17 protein-coding genes and 1 pseudogene are annotated in these 16,143 nt (G+C 42.7%); 11 read left to right on the top strand and 7 right to left on the bottom strand.

Going from position 1 to position 16,143, the window contains the following annotated elements; all coding sequences use genetic code 11:
* Positions 1-43: 43 nt before the first annotated feature.
* Positions 44-475: an MAPEG family protein gene (locus tag FM019_RS18435; RefSeq protein ID WP_143837455.1), complete on the bottom strand. Its 432-nt coding sequence runs from the start codon at positions 473-475 to the stop codon at positions 44-46.
* Between the two features lie 98 nt (positions 476-573).
* Here FM019_RS18435 and FM019_RS18440 point away from each other — a divergent pair, with 98 nt between their 5' ends.
* The 5 genes and pseudogenes from FM019_RS18440 (at position 574) to FM019_RS18460 (ending at position 4,189) form a co-directional block, all read left to right on the top strand.
* A complete protein-coding gene (locus FM019_RS18440) occupies positions 574-1,191 on the top strand; it encodes a TetR/AcrR family transcriptional regulator (protein WP_260681670.1) in 618 nt (205 codons plus the stop codon).
* Between the two features lie 21 nt (positions 1,192-1,212).
* Positions 1,213-1,293: pseudogene (locus tag FM019_RS21050) on the top strand (endonuclease III); the annotation flags it as partial.
* A 216-nt stretch (positions 1,294-1,509) separates the two neighbouring features.
* The gene (locus FM019_RS18450; RefSeq protein ID WP_143837459.1) at positions 1,510-2,208 is read left to right on the top strand and encodes a hypothetical protein; all 699 of its coding nucleotides are present in this window, start codon (positions 1,510-1,512) and stop codon (positions 2,206-2,208) included.
* Between the two features lie 325 nt (positions 2,209-2,533).
* Entirely contained in the window at positions 2,534-3,259 is a 726-nt protein-coding gene (locus tag FM019_RS18455) for a hypothetical protein (RefSeq protein ID WP_143837460.1), read from the top strand.
* 246 nt (positions 3,260-3,505) lie between these two features.
* Entirely contained in the window at positions 3,506-4,189 is a 684-nt protein-coding gene (locus tag FM019_RS18460; protein WP_143837462.1) for a substrate-binding periplasmic protein, read from the top strand.
* A 63-nt stretch (positions 4,190-4,252) separates the two neighbouring features.
* Here FM019_RS18460 and FM019_RS18465 read toward each other — a convergent pair whose 3' ends face one another.
* Positions 4,253-5,158 (bottom strand): sialate O-acetylesterase, encoded by a 906-nt coding sequence (locus tag FM019_RS18465; RefSeq protein WP_143837464.1) that lies wholly within the window; start codon positions 5,156-5,158, stop codon positions 4,253-4,255.
* A 457-nt stretch (positions 5,159-5,615) separates the two neighbouring features.
* Here FM019_RS18465 and FM019_RS18470 point away from each other — a divergent pair, with 457 nt between their 5' ends.
* From FM019_RS18470 to FM019_RS18480, 3 genes are all read left to right on the top strand, one after another.
* Positions 5,616-7,016 carry a M20/M25/M40 family metallo-hydrolase gene (locus tag FM019_RS18470; protein WP_143837465.1) on the top strand — a complete coding sequence of 467 codons (1,401 nt, stop codon included), beginning with the start codon at positions 5,616-5,618 and terminating at the stop codon, positions 7,014-7,016.
* A gap of 129 nt (positions 7,017-7,145) precedes the next feature.
* Positions 7,146-7,391, top strand: coding sequence for a hypothetical protein (locus FM019_RS18475; RefSeq protein ID WP_143837467.1), 246 nt, complete (start codon positions 7,146-7,148; stop codon positions 7,389-7,391).
* A gap of 63 nt (positions 7,392-7,454) precedes the next feature.
* The gene (locus FM019_RS18480) at positions 7,455-7,934 is read left to right on the top strand and encodes a nuclear transport factor 2 family protein (RefSeq protein ID WP_260681671.1); all 480 of its coding nucleotides are present in this window, start codon (positions 7,455-7,457) and stop codon (positions 7,932-7,934) included.
* Between the two features lie 70 nt (positions 7,935-8,004).
* Here the strand turns inward: FM019_RS18480 and FM019_RS18485 are convergent, their stop codons facing one another.
* Complete coding sequence (locus FM019_RS18485; protein WP_143837468.1) at positions 8,005-8,961, bottom strand: carbon-nitrogen hydrolase family protein; 957 nt, start codon at positions 8,959-8,961, stop codon at positions 8,005-8,007.
* A gap of 123 nt (positions 8,962-9,084) precedes the next feature.
* Here FM019_RS18485 and glpQ point away from each other — a divergent pair, with 123 nt between their 5' ends.
* Positions 9,085-10,080 carry a glycerophosphodiester phosphodiesterase gene (glpQ, locus tag FM019_RS18490; protein WP_143837470.1) on the top strand — a complete coding sequence of 332 codons (996 nt, stop codon included), beginning with the start codon at positions 9,085-9,087 and terminating at the stop codon, positions 10,078-10,080.
* 31 nt (positions 10,081-10,111) lie between these two features.
* Positions 10,112-11,434: a serine hydrolase domain-containing protein gene (locus tag FM019_RS18495; RefSeq protein WP_143837472.1), complete on the top strand. Its 1,323-nt coding sequence runs from the start codon at positions 10,112-10,114 to the stop codon at positions 11,432-11,434.
* A gap of 147 nt (positions 11,435-11,581) precedes the next feature.
* On the opposite strand, the gene FM019_RS18500 is transcribed toward FM019_RS18495, so the two are convergent.
* The gene (locus FM019_RS18500; RefSeq protein ID WP_143837474.1) at positions 11,582-12,448 is read right to left on the bottom strand and encodes a flagellar protein MotY; all 867 of its coding nucleotides are present in this window, start codon (positions 12,446-12,448) and stop codon (positions 11,582-11,584) included.
* Positions 12,449-12,647: 199 nt separating this feature from the next.
* On the opposite strand from FM019_RS18500, the gene rnt reads away from it, so the two are divergent.
* Positions 12,648-13,286, top strand: a complete 639-nt coding sequence (gene rnt / locus FM019_RS18505) for a ribonuclease T (protein WP_143837475.1) — start codon at positions 12,648-12,650, stop codon at positions 13,284-13,286.
* Between the two features lie 31 nt (positions 13,287-13,317).
* Here rnt and purF read toward each other — a convergent pair whose 3' ends face one another.
* From purF to FM019_RS18520, 3 genes are all read right to left on the bottom strand, one after another.
* Positions 13,318-14,844, bottom strand: coding sequence for an amidophosphoribosyltransferase (gene purF / locus FM019_RS18510; RefSeq protein ID WP_143837477.1), 1,527 nt, complete (start codon positions 14,842-14,844; stop codon positions 13,318-13,320).
* A 9-nt stretch (positions 14,845-14,853) separates the two neighbouring features.
* The gene (locus FM019_RS18515; protein WP_143837479.1) at positions 14,854-15,345 is read right to left on the bottom strand and encodes a CvpA family protein; all 492 of its coding nucleotides are present in this window, start codon (positions 15,343-15,345) and stop codon (positions 14,854-14,856) included.
* A gap of 75 nt (positions 15,346-15,420) precedes the next feature.
* Positions 15,421-16,095, bottom strand: a complete 675-nt coding sequence (locus FM019_RS18520) for an SPOR domain-containing protein (protein WP_143837480.1) — start codon at positions 16,093-16,095, stop codon at positions 15,421-15,423.
* Positions 16,096-16,143 lie beyond the last annotated feature (48 nt).

Raw genomic sequence — 16,143 nt, forward strand, 5'->3', positions numbered from 1 at the left:
CGACTGTTGATTTTCAATATGTTTTGCGGTGAGCCCATGTTGATTATGTAATTGTGAAGCTTGCAGCCAGATTCCAAGCGACAAATATGAACATGAAGATCAATATCGCACTGCCAAATAAAAATATTCTAAATCTCATCGGAACAAAATTGCTACCAACATGGGCATAAGCGTGAGCATATCGGCTCACTGCATACAAACAGGCCAGAACCATAGCAACCATGTCGACGGCATTGATCAAATAGATTACCAAGCAGAGAATATAAAACAAAACAGGGGTTTCAAATTGATTGGCGATATTGTTAGAAACTTTAACTACATCCTCAGGCCAAACCCTATTGTCCAACGAAGCCTTTTTGCGATCAACTTCACCAGCTTTAACCGCTTTGGTCTTTCTCATACCAAGAATAATAAACAATGTTAGGGTTAGGAAAATCTGAGCCAATACTGGCCAAAAAATATAGTTTGGATGCATGGAATACCCTTTAAAAATTATCATTAAACTTGGTTAGAATAATGAGGGATGCTAAAATTGACAGTGTCAATATAGTGAATTAAATAGACGGTGTCAATTTGAAGACGAATCTGAAACGTACAGCAGGCCAAAAACACGGAGACTTAAGGTCTGAGTTACTTCGCGAAGGATTAGAATTGCTTGATACGCAAGGAATAGAAGCGGTTACCATTCGTGCAATAGCGCGAAATGCAGGTGTAGCTCATTCGGCGCCTGCCAATCATTTCCCATCTAGACGGGCAATGCTAACAGCCATCGCCGCAATGATTTTTGCCGATTTAGCGGATCAAACCATAGAATCAGTAGCCGCAATAAAAAATAACCCAAGACAAGCTATTCAGGCGTTTGCAGATACCTGCTTCAGATTTGCTTTTCGCACACCTAATCGTTATCAATTGCTTTGGCAACGCCAATTGATCGATCAAGATAATCCTGCTGTTGCGAAAGAAATGGATCGTATCTACTCAGCACTGCTTGCATCACTGCAACAAGAGAATATATGCCGTCGTGTTGATATTGATACTGATGCGATTGCTATCTGGTCAATGATTCACGGCTACATAAGCATGAGATTAGACGGAAATCTTGTTGCCGCTGAAGATACAACAACTAGCCTGCCAAGACATAAAGCTATACTGTTGTCACTTATTGACGGCATTTATCATAATCAAGATTAACCCCTGTCCATTTTCTAACGTTTTGGCTGGCCAACCATAGCCGTGGACACCCACATATTTCGCATTTCAAATCACTCTAAACTGGCAATAGGTAAAACGATTAAAAGTCGCACCGGCAGAAGTTAAAATTGGTGTGAGTTTAACGGCAAGACTTAGTAGTCAACATTCTTTACACTTCTTTTTGACACTTTACTAGGATGTTGATTTATATGGATATTATATTCGGCATGATTTGTGCTTTTTTTCTGCAGTTGAATAATCAAACATGGTTTGAGCATTCGCTATCTAATAATAATATTCACTTACACGGTAGTAAATATGAAGAAAAACTCCTTCGCGCTAATCGCAATTTTTGCTTTATCTGTTTTTTTGGGAAAAGCATCTGCCTCAATAATACTTGATCCGACGGTCCAGTTTTCAAATCTAGATAGTTCCGGAGACGGTATCTATGAAACATTCGAACCGGATCCATTCAATAACACGGTTAACCCAGGTGTTCCAGGTAATGCGAGAATTAATAATTTGGAGTATCTACTCCCTGATTTGAGCTCATCAATTGTCCAAGAGGCATTGCTGAATATCTCTATTTTTTCTAACAATGTTTTCCACGAAACCCAGTTTAACGAAGATTCACATTTGCGAACTTTTGATATAAATGTTTATTTCGGAAACGGCGTGGCCGACGTAAGTGATGCAGATCAAAATGACAACGTTAAGATTACAAACGTTTCATACGTCGAAAATTTTATGGGTGACCCAAATCTTTTTTCTATCGATTTTTCAGACTTCATCAACGCAAATAGAATGGCGCTTAGTGGCAGTTTTTTAGGCATTTCATTTGTGGGTCTTGAGACTGACGGTGGCGGTTGGGGGCCAAGTGTTGTGACTGCGACAGACTTTATTTCAGCGCCTCAGTTGTCATTAACGGTTAACCAAGTTAATGCCCCAACTACGCTATTGTTAATGTTACTAAGTCTATGTGTCATGCTTCCTACGATAAAGAGAGATAATCGCTAAATAGAAGGTGTTAATTTGTCCTTGAATTTCACCATATAAATTTGCTGACTTGCGGTTGCGAGTATCATGACTAGTAACCGTAAGTAGCAAAAAACAGAGCGAATCAACCGATTTAGCGTTGACGTATTGTCATTATCTTTCGACTCCCCAGCAATCACGTAGATTTTCACATTAGAGTCCTTAACTCGCTAGTTTCGCAAAGGCACCATCCATACGCTCCTATTGCTGTTAAAGCGCCTTCACACAAGTTTTCAGCAAATTTTTAGCGATCATTCTGCATGCGTTTTAAGTACAAGAGATATACTGTATTTATATGATGTGTCGGATGATAAAACCTTTAGTCGCAATCTTATTGTGCATAACAGCAATTTCGAATGCCTATGCTAATTATGAACTAGGCTGTGACGACCCTGCATATCATAAGTATATGGAACAGAGATTCGTTCATTTCGAGTCAAAAAATCGTCGTTTATTTGCTGAAACGCTTCGCAACTATGAACAAAGCTTAGCGACAAGCAATAACCCTTACAGAGTGATTGGCGATTTAAGCAGACATCTTAAGTACAGCGCACAGTTCGACGCCATTGAAAAGGTCAATGCCAAAATTGATCATATTTTTGACCATGCAGAAGCGCTTAGTGCAGAGCAACAAATTGCTGGCGATGTGTTTGATCGCTTTAGTAGTGAATCACATGCAGTGGGTATAGCTCGAGCTTGGCTCGCATACCGACAAGGCAACTATGAACTAGCCTTTAAAGAGTTGTTGCAGTCGCTTGAAGTAAGCAACTCGGCGGTGTTGAGTGCGTTTGGTCCTGACGTCGAATTAATTCGCCGAATCTATCACGATGGGCACGTTGCGCCAGTGATTGCTTATATCAACAAAACTGAAGAATTTTGGACTGGCCGGCGCCCTGACAACCTGCGCTACGTTTGGCTCAAAATGATAAATGCTCAGTGTAAAATACAATTTGATTTCATTGATACAATCAAGGCGCTGGAGCTTGGTCTTAGTCTCATTGATGTCAATAACGGAAAAGGATTGAAGCGATAATTTAGTAACACAATTATTTCTGCGTGCCGCCTTTAGTATTTGACCTAGCACTCATTTTTTAACATTTTGGATCTAGTTATTGGGTCGGCTAGTTTTTAGATAAGTAACCTATACACTGCTATAATTTTATTTTGAGTCGCTCTTGTTTGTATCTGCGTAGGGGTTAAGTTTATTAAACTGCTAACACTCATCGGGCTGATTTACACAACCCTCTATACAACGCCCACGCAGGCCCAAAGTGGTGACGTGTTAGAATTCATGGCAGTCGAATCAGAGCCCTATGCATTTGTTAACTCCAATGGTGAAATAGCAGGTTTAGTTGTTGAAATAGCGAAGCTGATTTCTAAAGAATCTAATATCCCATTCAACATTAGTTTAGCGCCCGCGATTCGCGTGGTGCGAGAGTTAGAGGCTGGACGAGTTGATCTTTCAATATTGACTCAGACACCTCACTTTGAAAGATTTGCGGAAAGTATTGGCATTGTAAGTCCGACTACCATGTTTTTAATAACATTAAAACGTGGCTCCTCCTTCACTGAACATTCAAGTTTGCGGCAAGTGCTCAATGTAGGGTTCATTCGAGGTGGATATTACACAGATAATTTTTGGCGGTTCGTTGAAAGCAAAAACTTCGAGCGAGTTCCTCTCACCACTGCACGAGTTGGTTTTGAGATGCTTATCAAAAAAAGAATCGACATGTTAGCCACTACCGAAAGCACTTTAGCTTTTCAAATTAGGCAGCTTAATATTGCACACAATATTGAGGTAGTTAAAAAATTTGAACACACTCCTGCTGTACTATACCTTTCAAAGAACAGAAGTTCTGTACGTCAGCCAAGACAGACACTCCATAAAGCGTTGTTTAAATTAAATGCTGAAGGTCAAATTGAAAAATTGCTGTCTCAGTTAAAATTTTCAGAGCGAAAATGATTCATGACCCTTTTGTTAGTTTCGCCAGCTTTTCATATCATTATGTTATTTTGATTCGCCAAGTTAGTGACAAGCTTGAACTAGCGCTGTGTAAGACTTTGCAAAATCCTCCCCCATTTTAATAAAGCCTTCACTTAGGTAATGCCAAGGATCGTTTTCGCTGTAGGGATAACGCTCAGTTTGATTCATATAAATTGCACAAATATCTTGCTCAATAAATTGCTCTTGGGCCAAGTGAACTCGCCTGATATACGGCATTAAGTCCTCTTCGCCTAACTCCGAATCCGTTATTTTACCAATTACTACAGGGATATCATCTTTCCAAAACGCAGCACGCAACAATCCCATCAAACGGGTCAAATTGTTAAAGTAGGCATTGGCTGAAGCTTGGCTCGCATGGGCATCAGCCTCGCCTTGCATCCAAAAAATACCAGCGGGAATTAATCGATCAACTTCGCCATCACCGTCGATATCGGTAACCGAAAACGCATTTTTAATTGTGTTTAGCGCAAAGTCATATTGGTTTTTTCCTTCTCCGTCTTGAAAGTCAGGTGACCAATTACTGTAGCCAGTACTTAGATGAAGCCCCGTCCCGCCTACTGCATATTTAATAAACGCTAGCTTTTTGTTTGGATACATTTTCGATAGCGTCGAAGCTAAGCTTAGTTCTGAACCAAAACGGTCCGCATAAACGTTAGTTTTGCCATCCGACTTAAAACCAGCACCATGACCAGGTCTTAGCCTTGTCCATTTACCTAGCCCTCCACCAGGTTGATTGTCAAACACACCGTTACCATGAAAAATCATGGTACTTTGTGTGCCTCGTAACTTTTCAGGCAAATCAGCGACATAGCCGTAGCCATCCATATTAGATTGACCTCCTAAAAAGAAGGTCAAGTATTCAGCAGCAAAGCTAAATTTTGTAAACAAAAGAAAAAGAAAGAATGTTATGAGCAATTTGGTATTCATAGTTTGATTTTCTTTGTAGTAGTAAAAAACAATAATCTTGCTTTATAGCCGATAAATAGATCGAAACTAAAAAAAGAGTAGCCGCATATACATAGCAGCGAAAGTAAAGATAACGTGAATACGTTTGCAGAAATTACGTTTCTTGCAGGTACAGTGTGCGTAAACTGAATATTACTAAATATTCTAGTATTATTCTTCTAACATAGAAATGCACCTAACACTCCCCACTGAATGAACGTACACACTATTTTTGGTGTCGAGAGCGATTGAAAGGCTATTGCGCAGATACGTAAAAATCTCTGTCTATTTCACAGCGCATTAAATTTATCTGTCTTATCGAATTGTTGCGCGCTTTTCGTTATGATAATCAAACAATTATTGAACGCCGTTATTGCTTTATCAAACGATCTCAATAGTCTAACCCCAGCCTTTCTACCCTTTAGTTAATGGAGTTATTATGCAATTTCACAAGCGCCTCTTCATTTGCGTAGCGATAAGTATTTTTAGTGTTCATGTATTGGCGTCCGAAGCCATTATCTCCAGTGAGCAAAAACAGACCGCCACGCAACTGATGCAAACAGCACTTGAGAGCGATCTCGGCTTCGATATTGTCGAGTCTCTCACCACCGAAATTGGTCCTCGGCTAGGCGGTTCAGAAGCAGAAGAGCGTGCTCGCGTGTGGGGGAAAGAACTCGGTGAAAGCTTAGGTTTCGATAAAGTAACAATCGAAGAATTTACCATGCCATTTTGGGATCGCGGACATCTTCACATCTCGCTTACCTCACCCTACCAGCAAGAACTGTATGGCACGGCGCTGGGCGGTGCTGCTCCGTCTAAAGAAAGTATCAATGCTGACGTGGTTTATTTCCGAGATATTCATGCACTCACCGACGTTAAAGATGGCGCGTTGCAAGGCAAAATAGCATTTGTGGATGGCGATCTCATGGTGAAGAGCCAAACGGGTGCAGGTTACGGTCATGCTAATCAACGCCGCAGAATTGGTTGGCAACATGCCCAACGCGGAGGCGCAAGTGCTCTCGTGGTGCGTTCGGTAGGCTCCGATTCTCATCGATTCCCACATACAGGAATGATGAGCAAAGACGGTGACAAGTGGGCAACTATACCTGTTATCGCCATTTCTAATCCCGATGCAGATCACCTTCGCAGATTGCATAGCCTGAGTAAGCCCATTGAAATATCGCTTCACTCTGAATCAAAGTGGAAAGGTGAAGTGAGCAGTGGCAACGTTATCCTAGATCTGATTGGCAGCGAAAAACCCGAAGAAATTGTTCTTATTGGCGGCCATTTAGATAGTTGGGATTTGGGTACTGGGGCAGTCGATGATGGCGCGGGTATCGCGATTACTACCGCTGCAGCTGCGCTTATTGCTAAGTTACCCAAGCGCCCTAAACGAACCATTCGCGTCGTCATGTTTGGCGCCGAAGAAGTGGGATTGTTGGGCGCATTTGCTTACGCCAAACAGCATGAAGCCAACTTAAAAAATCATGTATTGGCTACTGAATCGGATTTTGGTGCACAAACTATTTGGCAACTGGTGTCTAACGTTAACCCTCAAGCTACTATATTGATCGATGAGATTGGAAAAATACTGTCTCCTCTTGGGATCGTCAGAGGTGGAGCTGATGTGCCAGGTGGCGGACCCGATATTATCCCTCTTGCGGCGAAAGGTGTTCCGACTATTCGATTAAATCAAAATGGTCGTGACTATTTTGACTTGCACCACACGCCAGATGACACCCTCGACAAAATTGATCCAGATGAATTGGCACAGAACGTTGCAGCTTATGCCACGACCATTTATTTGATAGCCGATTCAGACGTTGAATTGAAACCTTAATTAACCCCAATCCCTGATTGGGGTTAATTAGGTTTGATCCTGATCTGCAGCTGAAGCAGTTTCAGCAGGTAAAAGTGTAAGTCTAAAAATCTACTATCAGACTTACCCTCCAATACAAGGGAGACAAGGATGAGTTACAAAGTAAAACTATATCCACAGCCCGTTGAAGCAACGAGTAAAAGCGGATTAGGAATGACACTTGTTGAGTTTTGCATAGCACTGATCAGTACCGCCATGGCCTATTTTGGATATATGACGGGTATGGCTTTGATGATGGTACCATGCATCGTTGTCGCAATTGGGGCGTATTTTGTCTCTGCTATTAACCTGTACTTTTATTTTTCTAATAAGCAATCGTCACAATCAAAAACATAAGTCGACATTTTTTTCAAAGAAAACTGTACTTATGATATAACAGTATTAGGTTAATAAAATCATGTGAAACAATTAGTTATGAAAATATTGCTGGCAATAGCTCTGATATTCAACACATTCTCTGCCTGTGCAGAGCAACTGTCCTTACAAGAAAAAATGCTTTCATTAGATAACGCTGCATTTGATAGTTTTAATCGTTGTGAAGACCCTAAAATGTTGAAAAAACACGCAACTTACTTTGCACCCGATGTTGAGTTCTATCACGATAATGGCGGTGTCACTTGGGATAGAGAAACAATGCTAGAAAATACGCAAAAGCACGCCTGCGGAAAGTTCACGCGCAAACTATTGCCAAACACTTTTCAAGTCAGTCCTATTCGAGGGTTTGGGGCGATCACTGAAGGTGTTCATGTTTTTTGCCAAACTTCGAGCCAAAAGTGTGAGGGCAAAGCTAAATTTGTCATGGTCTGGCGAGACACTGAAGGCACATGGGAAGTTACCCGTGTACTAAGTTACGGCCATCAGGCGCATACTGACAACTAGAGCTTGCCTCGCCAAAAAGGCGACATTTTATTCAATTGCAAAATGTCGCCTGCAGATCCTCTGCGCACATTTAGTCTTTAAATTTTGCCGTGCTTTGCCGTTCCCGGTTAACGTGAAGCTGTGTTACATCTGGTCTTGAATAATGCCCCACGGGATCAAAACTGTGCCGCTCCTGTAGTACAACATCATGATCGATCTCGGCAAAATATACCTTTTCTTCTCCGACTTGAGGTTCAAGTATCCACTCTCCAGTGGGCGCTGCTACACAGGAGCCACCGTTGGCCATATACTCAGGCGCATCAGCAAGAATATCATCAAGATAAGGTGTATCTTTAGGAAAGTCTTCCGGGCGCATTAAGCTTGAGACAGATACCACATAAGAACGGGACTCCTTGGCAATAAATCGAGTGATGTCTTTAGTGTTGTGCAAACCACCGGGCCAAATCGCTACGTGCAGATCTTCGCCTTGGGCATACAGCGCAGCTCTGGGTAATGGCATCCAGTTTTCCCAGCAGTTTAGCGCACCAACAGTAAAGCGTCCTAATGGCTGCACTTGTAGGCCGTTGCCGTCACCGGGCGACCAGGTTAATCGTTCTTCGTAAGTGGGCATGAGTTTGCGGTGTGTATGAGTAACCACACCCATTTCATTTATGTAAACTAAGGTGCAGTAGACACTATGACCACCTCTGTCTCCTGCCCGTTCGGCGGTACCAATGATCACGGCAATTTTTCGTTGTTTAGCTAGCTGACATATTGTATCCAAATCGCCATTTTCGATGCTAACGGCTTGACGAAGATAGTGAGCGTGGATCTCTTTTTGCCGCTGCGATTCAAATCGCGCCCCATCCGTGCGTTCCACCCAAAAAGGATACCCAGGCAACAAGGTCTCACCAAAGGTCACCAATTTAGCACCACCATCGGCGGCTTGGTTTATCGTTTCCAGTACCTTATCAATGGTTTTTCGTTTGTTTAACCACACCGGTGCAATTTGCCCCAGTGCTACTGTCATTGTTGCCGAATGTGTCATCAGTATCTCCATGTTTGTGGGTCAAATTTGCTTTTCCACAGATTCTTTTAAATTCTTTTAAGCCTGTTATCTTGACTTAAAACCATGTATTTTCAAACAAAATAACATCGATCGGATGGGATAATGAGTCGAACTTCACGAATTGTTGTGGGAATAGCGTTGCTTTTTCAGTGCACACTATTAATCGCCAAACCCTTGGTTATTGCCCATCGAGGCGCTTCAGGTTACTTGCCCGAACATACTCTTGAAGCGGCGATTTTGGCCTATTCCCAAGGTGCTGATTATATTGAACAAGACTTGGTATTGAGCAAAGACGGTGTACCAGTGGTCTTGCATGATATTCACTTAGAATCTGTAACCAATGTTGAGCAAGTTTTCCCCAAGCGCGCTCGAAAAGACGGGCGGTACTATGCGATCGATTTTACCCTGACAGAATTACAAACCTTACATAAACATGAACGCACTGATGCTCAAGGACAACAGGTCTTTTCTGGGCGATACCAAGGAATGTCCACCTTTAAAATCGCAACTTTCGAGCAACACATTCAACTTATTAACCAGTTGAACCGTCAGTTTAAAAAGCAAGTCGGTATTTATCCGGAAATCAAGTCACCCGCCTGGCATAAAACCCAAGGAGCAGACATCAGTCAAATAGTCGTCGACATATTACGGCGCTACGATTTAGACCGGTTAGAAAGTAATGTTTTTGTGCAGTGTTTTGATTTTGCAGAGACCAAACGATTACGCAATGAGCTAGGCGTAAAGGTCAAACTAGTGCAGCTTATTGCAGAAAATAGCTGGGCTGAATCAACGTCTGACTATAATTATTTAAGGACTGCATCTGGACTAGCTGAAATTGCTAAGGTTGCACAAGGTATTGGTCCTTGGATGCCACAACTGTTTGACCTGCAAGCGATGCAACCCACTCAATTAGCCTCTTTGGCTAAACAACAGGGATTACAAATTCATCCCTATACTTTTAGAGCCGACGCATTGCCTGAAGGTCTGACGACCCAATCGACACTCAATATTTTATTCAACATCCTGAAGGTAGATGGAGTCTTTACAGATTTCACTGACGTTGTAATAAGTCACTTAGACGCAACAAAGCAGCCATAGATCAATCAGAAAAGTACAGGGGAAATCAAGGATGAAAATGTTATTCATATGTTTGGGATTAATGAGTTTTTCGGTCGCAGGAGATACGCAATTTTCACAGTTGGATGACTACCTGCAAACCCTGCACGACAATAACAAATTGATGTTCAGTGTGACTGTTAATCAAAAAGGTAAGGTTATCTATGACAAACACTTAGGGATTGCTTCGCAAATTCCTAAACGTGAAATCAACAAGGACACCCAGTTTCGGATCGGGTCAGTCACCAAAACCTTCACCGCTGCTATAATTATGCAGCTTGTTGAGGCGAAAAAGCTTAGTCTGGACACGCCTTTATCGACGTTTTATAAGCAGATAAAACATGCCGACAAGATCACCGTTGCTCACTTACTCTCCCATCGAAGTGGCATTGCCAATTTTACTGATGACGCCAGCTTTTCGCGATATATGTATTTTCCTCAATCAACCGAGCAAATGCTAAAAATCATTGAAGGCATGGAGTCGCTCTTTGTACCTGGTTCGAAACATCAATACTCCAACTCAAACTACGTGTTGCTTGGGTTTATTATCGAACGTCTCACGCAACGTTCCTATGCAAAGGTATTAGAGCAGCAAATCACTAAGCCTTTGTTAATGAATCGAACAGAGTATGGACAAGCCATCAATATTGACAACAATCAGGCCCGTTCATTTCACTACAGCGGATTCTGGAGCACACTGCCCGAATCAAATATGACGGTTCCCCACGGTGCTGGCGCGATCATTTCAACGTCAAAAGAGCTTACCCATTTTTTTGAAGCCTTATTCAAAGGCAAATTACTGTCTTTGTCTTACGTAAAACAAATGACTGCCTTAAATGATAATTATGGATATGGCCTATATTCGTTTCCCTACCACGACAAACAGTTTATCGGCCACAATGGTCGAATCGACGGGTTTATATCCGTCGCCGCCTACCAGCCCGAAGATGAAATCGCGATAGCACTTCTCGCAAATGGGGTGAACTATGCTTTCAATGATGTGGTAATTGCGATTCTGGATAGCGTGTATAACAAAGGCCTAGTGCTCCCAAATTTTAACCGCCAAAGCAAAACTTACAGCGAGAAGGAATTGCAAAAACTTGTGGGTCATTACGTTTCAAACACCCTGCCTTTAGACATAAAGGTTTATATTGAGAATGGCCAGCTCTACGCTCAAGCAACCAATCAACGAGCACTTCCGCTGGATGGATACGAAGATCTGGTGTTCAAGTTTGATCTGGCAGGAATAACTATAAAGTTTGAACATCTGGATGATGATTCAGTTAAGTTTTTACTTATTCAAGGAGGTGGGCAACACCTATTTGTCAGAGATTGATCCTCATCCCCCCAAGTTCACAATTCAACGTCATCCCCGCATGTTTTTAGCGGGGATCTCCATAAACATCAACCAGATCCCGGCTTAAGGTTCTGCCAGGATGAAATATTTTTCTATTTGGGAATGACCTTAAATCGTTACCTTAACTTAAGGTTTCGCCATTCGAATCACTACCCGTCGATTTTTGGCCCGAGACATCTTATTGGTATTAGGTGCTGCATGGCGTCTTTCGCCGTGCCCGGTAACTTCAATGCGCGTGGGATCTACGCCCATGTCACTAAAGAAACTTTTAATTTCAACCGCGCGTCTAATGGATAATTGTTTGTTGTTCCAACGGCCACCATAACTATCGCTATAACCGTCCAGTAAGACTAATTCTAAATCAGTATCTTCCTTGAGATAATCCGCGATCATTTGCAGGCGCTTTTTAGAATATTTGGTCAGATCAACACTATTGCTTTTATAACTCAACACAGTGTAGGCAATATCGTCGAAACTGTATGGCAATAAATTGGCCACGCATTCAACGAACTCAACGTAAGGTTGAGAAAAGTTACTGGCATTGAGTCCGACCGAGATGCGGTCAAAATCGCTATACCAGTCTTGGTAATACAAGGTTGGCCAATAGCCTTTTTCCAGCTCAGACAGCATCGTCCATGCCGCTTTTTCAGGTATATCGCCATTGTATTGCTTGCGGATAGGCATGGATGTGATTTCTCGTTGTACCTGACCTGGCATCCATTGGGGAGGGACAGAATAAACCGACGCAACACTATAGTTAGCAGGAAGACGCAACATCTCCAGCTCAAATTCCATGTTCAACTGCTTAGATGCCATGCTGGTGAACATTGCTTCGCCATAACCGGGAAGTGGATGGGCGAGTGTACATTGTAATCGCGATTTTTCACTAACCTGCCATTGCGACATCTCAACAGGCGCTGAATAGTGACGCAGTCCGGCTGACGCACAAAAACTCATGGCAATACTCAGGGCAACAGCTGTCTTTCTAACCATGTTATTAAATCCACCCACAACAAGTCTCAATCTAATCTTCTATCGACTGTTTCGACAAAAGGTTTAAGAATTGGTAATGACTTTCAGTGTAATCTTCGGTCAACATCTATGCAAACCCTTCACCGCTAAAAATAACCGCTGGAATGCCTTATCAAAGATTGCCATAATGCTCGGCCTTTAAGCGCACATTTAGGTCACAATGTTAGAATCCGAGTCGCAAATAACTCCTTCTCTCGATAAAAGGTTTCGTGGGTATTTTCCGGTCATTATTGATGTCGAGACCGCAGGGTTTAACGCTAAGACCGATGCATTACTTGAGTTGGCGGCGGTGACAGTGAAAATGGATGAAAAAGGGATTTTGCATCCTGACAAAACCTTTCACTATCACATTACGCCATTTGAGGGTGCTAATTTGGAACAAGCTGCACTGGAATTTAATGGTATTGACCCGGATTGTGCATTGCGCGGGGCAATTGATGAGGCTGAAGCGTTAAAAGATTTGTGCAAACAGATCCGCAAGGCGCAAAAAGAAGCAGATTGCCAACGCTCGGTGATCGTCGCTCACAACGCTGCCTTTGATCAAGGATTTGTTAATGCGGCGATAGAGCGCAGCAATATTAAGCGCACGCCATTCCACCCTTTTGTATCGTTTGATACTACCAGTTTGGCCGGTTTAACCTTGGGTCAAACCGTGCTAATCAAAGCGTGTGAGGCAGCAAAGATAGAATTCGACCAACGGGAAGCACATTCAGCGTTGTATGACACACGCAAAACGGCCGAATTGTTTTGTTATATGGTCAATCGTTGGCAAGAGCTTGGTGGTTGGCCATTACCCTAATCGCTGATTAGAGTAGACCTGACAACAAAGCTTAGTCTTCGCCGTCAACATCAATATTATGCATTTCAAGGTTACTCAATTCTGTTTGGATCCCAGCAGATTTAGCGCCTTCTGAGCGCGCTCCGTCGACCCGTTCAAGATACGCTTGATCGATATCACCGGTGATATATTTGCCATCAAATACTGACGTTTCAAAACGATTAATGCTCTGATTTTCTTCGCTTACCGCGTCTACCAAGTCTTGAATATCTTGGAAAATAAGTCCGTCAGCCTTGATTAAATCGCTAATTTCGTCGATCTCGCGACCATAAGCAATCAACTCATTTGCACTAGGCATGTCGATACCATAAACGTTCGGAAAGCGGATTTCAGGTGCAGCCGAGGCAAAATATACTTTTTTCGCTCCAGATTCCCGTGCCATCTCGATAATTTGCTCAGAGGTAGTTCCACGAACAATGGAGTCGTCAACTAACAGCACGTTTTTGTCTTTGAATTCAGACTTAATGGCGTTGAGCTTGCGACGTACTGATTTTCTGCGCATGGTTTGCCCAGGCATGATAAACGTGCGGCCGATATAGCGGTTTTTCACATAACCTTGGCGATAAGGTAAATTTAGCTCAATAGCGATTTGTAGTGCCACATCCATGGATGTTTCAGGGATTGGAATAACAACATCGATGTCCAAATCAGCCCATTCCTTGGCAATTTTCTGACCAAGCTTTTTGCCCATATTGACGCGAGACGCATAAACAGAGATACCGTCGATAAAAGAGTCTGGGCGTGCAAAATAGACAAACTCAAATATACAAGGGGCATGAGATGGATTCTTTGCACATTGTTGGGTATGCAACTCGCCCTCTTCGGTAACGTAAATGGCTTCGCCTGGTGCTACATCGCGAATAAAAGTAAAACCAACGGCATCCAGCGCAACACTTTCTGAAGCGACCATATATTCATCGCCACTTTCCGTTTTGCGTTTTCCTAGGGCCAAAGGACGGATCCCATGGGGGTCTCTAAATGCAACCATACCGTTGCCAATGACCGCTGCGACAACCGCGTAAGCGCCGCGGATTTTATCATGAACGTTCGACACCGCAGAAAATACCTGCTCAGGGGTTAACGTCAGGCCAGCACAATTTTGTAATTCGTGGGCAAAAATGTTGAGTAGTAACTCTGAATCGGACGTTGTATTAATATGGCGTCTGGCAATACGATAAACTTCGTCTTGCAATTCATGAGCATTGGTCAAATTGCCGTTATGCGCAAAAGCGATACCAAAAGGCGAATTGACATAAAATGGTTGAGCTTCTGCAGAACTAGAACTTCCAGCGGTTGGATAGCGTGCATGGCCAATACCAAAATTTCCAGTCAGACGCTTCATATGTCGAGTGTGAAAAACATCACGGACTAAGCCATTGGCTTTGCGCAGATGAAACATGCCTTCATCAACTGTCATGATCCCAGCGGCATCTTGCCCTCTATGTTGGAGCACGGTTAATGCATCGTACAAAGCTTGATTAACTGCGCTTTTACCCACTATTCCAACAATACCACACATGCGATTTACCTATATATTCGGTTTTATAAAACTTGAATTATCTTGTATATAACTAAAGAACCACTCGATAACAGGAGTGAATTCTGGAATGAGAATTGAACCTGTCCAGCCGCTAGAATCTGCCGCAGCGGTAAAGGTATCTAAGAAAAACAGACCTGCACTAACAATTAACACGCCTCGCAAGGCTCCAAATACTGATCCGAGGGCTCTATCGGTTCCGGTCAGACCGGTAAACTGTACAAGCTGTGAAATGAGGTAATTCACTAATCCGCCAAGAATTAGCGTACTGACAAACAAAATCAGAATCGACACACCGTTTTTAATCAATTGATCATTAAAGTGGGTCATGTAAACAGCGAGATTTTCGTAAAATTGACTAGCGATAAAAAAGGCGGCGAACCAAATCGCCAAAGAGATAGCCTCTTTGACAAAACCACGGATCAGACTAATGATGGTGGAAAGAGCGATAACACCAATAATGGTGAAGTCAATCCAATTCATAATGATACAGTCACACTAGTGTTGGTTCGTTGAAATCGCGCGCATTCTATCAGAGATTGAAACTTTTTCTAGCACTCATTTCACTGTAAAGGGTGTAACGCGCCCCTGTAATTTGGTCAATTCCAGTAAATGTGGCAGCGCATTTTCCAGCACTGCTTTGTCTAAATCTGGACCAACAAACACTTTGGTGAGTTCTCCAGTGCTGGTTTTTACCGGACGACTAAAAGCTCGATATCCAGAATCTTTTAATTTGTTGAGTAGCTCTCTCACGTTCTTTTGATGTCTGAAAACGCCTAATTGCACGACCCAGCCTGCTTCTTCGAGCAGACTATCCGCTCCTAAACTCTGTGCGACGGATGTAGTTACAGGTGGTTCAACAGCAATATCGACAAGAGGACGGTCTTCAACAGGACGATCTTGCACCTCGTTGAGAGCTGCGCCCTCAACCTTATCTTGTGCTGTCGAAACGTTCTCTACTGGCTCGACTGCAGTAGGCTGTTCGTCCATATCAAAATCATCAGTCGCGACATCAGGAATGATTTCTGCTTTGCGTTCTACTTGCTGTTTAACTTGTTCTTGGGGAAAGGTTTCAGATTCTGAAACAGGCCTCATCTGAGGAGGGGTTGGAAGTTCAACAAATAAATCCTGGTTGGTTTGTTTTTTCCCACCGAGAATATCTGGTAAAAAGATGACCGCAAGAGCCACGACGATTATGGTTCCAACTAAGCGATTTTGTAACGCAGAAGACAATGATTTTCCCTCTTAGGTTTGCAATAAGCGCCTTTTATCGACAGGCCA

Origin of the sequence: Aliiglaciecola sp. M165 (assembly GCF_007197995.1) — a bacterium.
Classification (GTDB): domain Bacteria; phylum Pseudomonadota; class Gammaproteobacteria; order Enterobacterales; family Alteromonadaceae; genus Aliiglaciecola.

Coding starts and splice junctions, on each gene's coding strand:
- FM019_RS18435 (WP_143837455.1), bottom strand. CDS start 475: ATGCATCCAAACTATATTTTTTGGCCAGTATTGGCTCAGATTTTCCTA.
- FM019_RS18450 (WP_143837459.1), top strand. CDS start 1,510: ATGAAGAAAAACTCCTTCGCGCTAATCGCAATTTTTGCTTTATCTGTT.
- FM019_RS18455 (WP_143837460.1), top strand. CDS start 2,534: ATGATAAAACCTTTAGTCGCAATCTTATTGTGCATAACAGCAATTTCG.
- FM019_RS18465 (WP_143837464.1), bottom strand. CDS start 5,158: ATGAATACCAAATTGCTCATAACATTCTTTCTTTTTCTTTTGTTTACA.
- FM019_RS18470 (WP_143837465.1), top strand. CDS start 5,616: ATGCAATTTCACAAGCGCCTCTTCATTTGCGTAGCGATAAGTATTTTT.
- FM019_RS18475 (WP_143837467.1), top strand. CDS start 7,146: ATGAGTTACAAAGTAAAACTATATCCACAGCCCGTTGAAGCAACGAGT.
- FM019_RS18485 (WP_143837468.1), bottom strand. CDS start 8,961: ATGACACATTCGGCAACAATGACAGTAGCACTGGGGCAAATTGCACCG.
- glpQ (WP_143837470.1), top strand. CDS start 9,085: ATGAGTCGAACTTCACGAATTGTTGTGGGAATAGCGTTGCTTTTTCAG.
- FM019_RS18495 (WP_143837472.1), top strand. CDS start 10,112: ATGAAAATGTTATTCATATGTTTGGGATTAATGAGTTTTTCGGTCGCA.
- FM019_RS18500 (WP_143837474.1), bottom strand. CDS start 12,448: ATGGTTAGAAAGACAGCTGTTGCCCTGAGTATTGCCATGAGTTTTTGT.
- rnt (WP_143837475.1), top strand. CDS start 12,648: ATGTTAGAATCCGAGTCGCAAATAACTCCTTCTCTCGATAAAAGGTTT.
- purF (WP_143837477.1), bottom strand. CDS start 14,844: ATGTGTGGTATTGTTGGAATAGTGGGTAAAAGCGCAGTTAATCAAGCT.
- FM019_RS18515 (WP_143837479.1), bottom strand. CDS start 15,345: ATGAATTGGATTGACTTCACCATTATTGGTGTTATCGCTCTTTCCACC.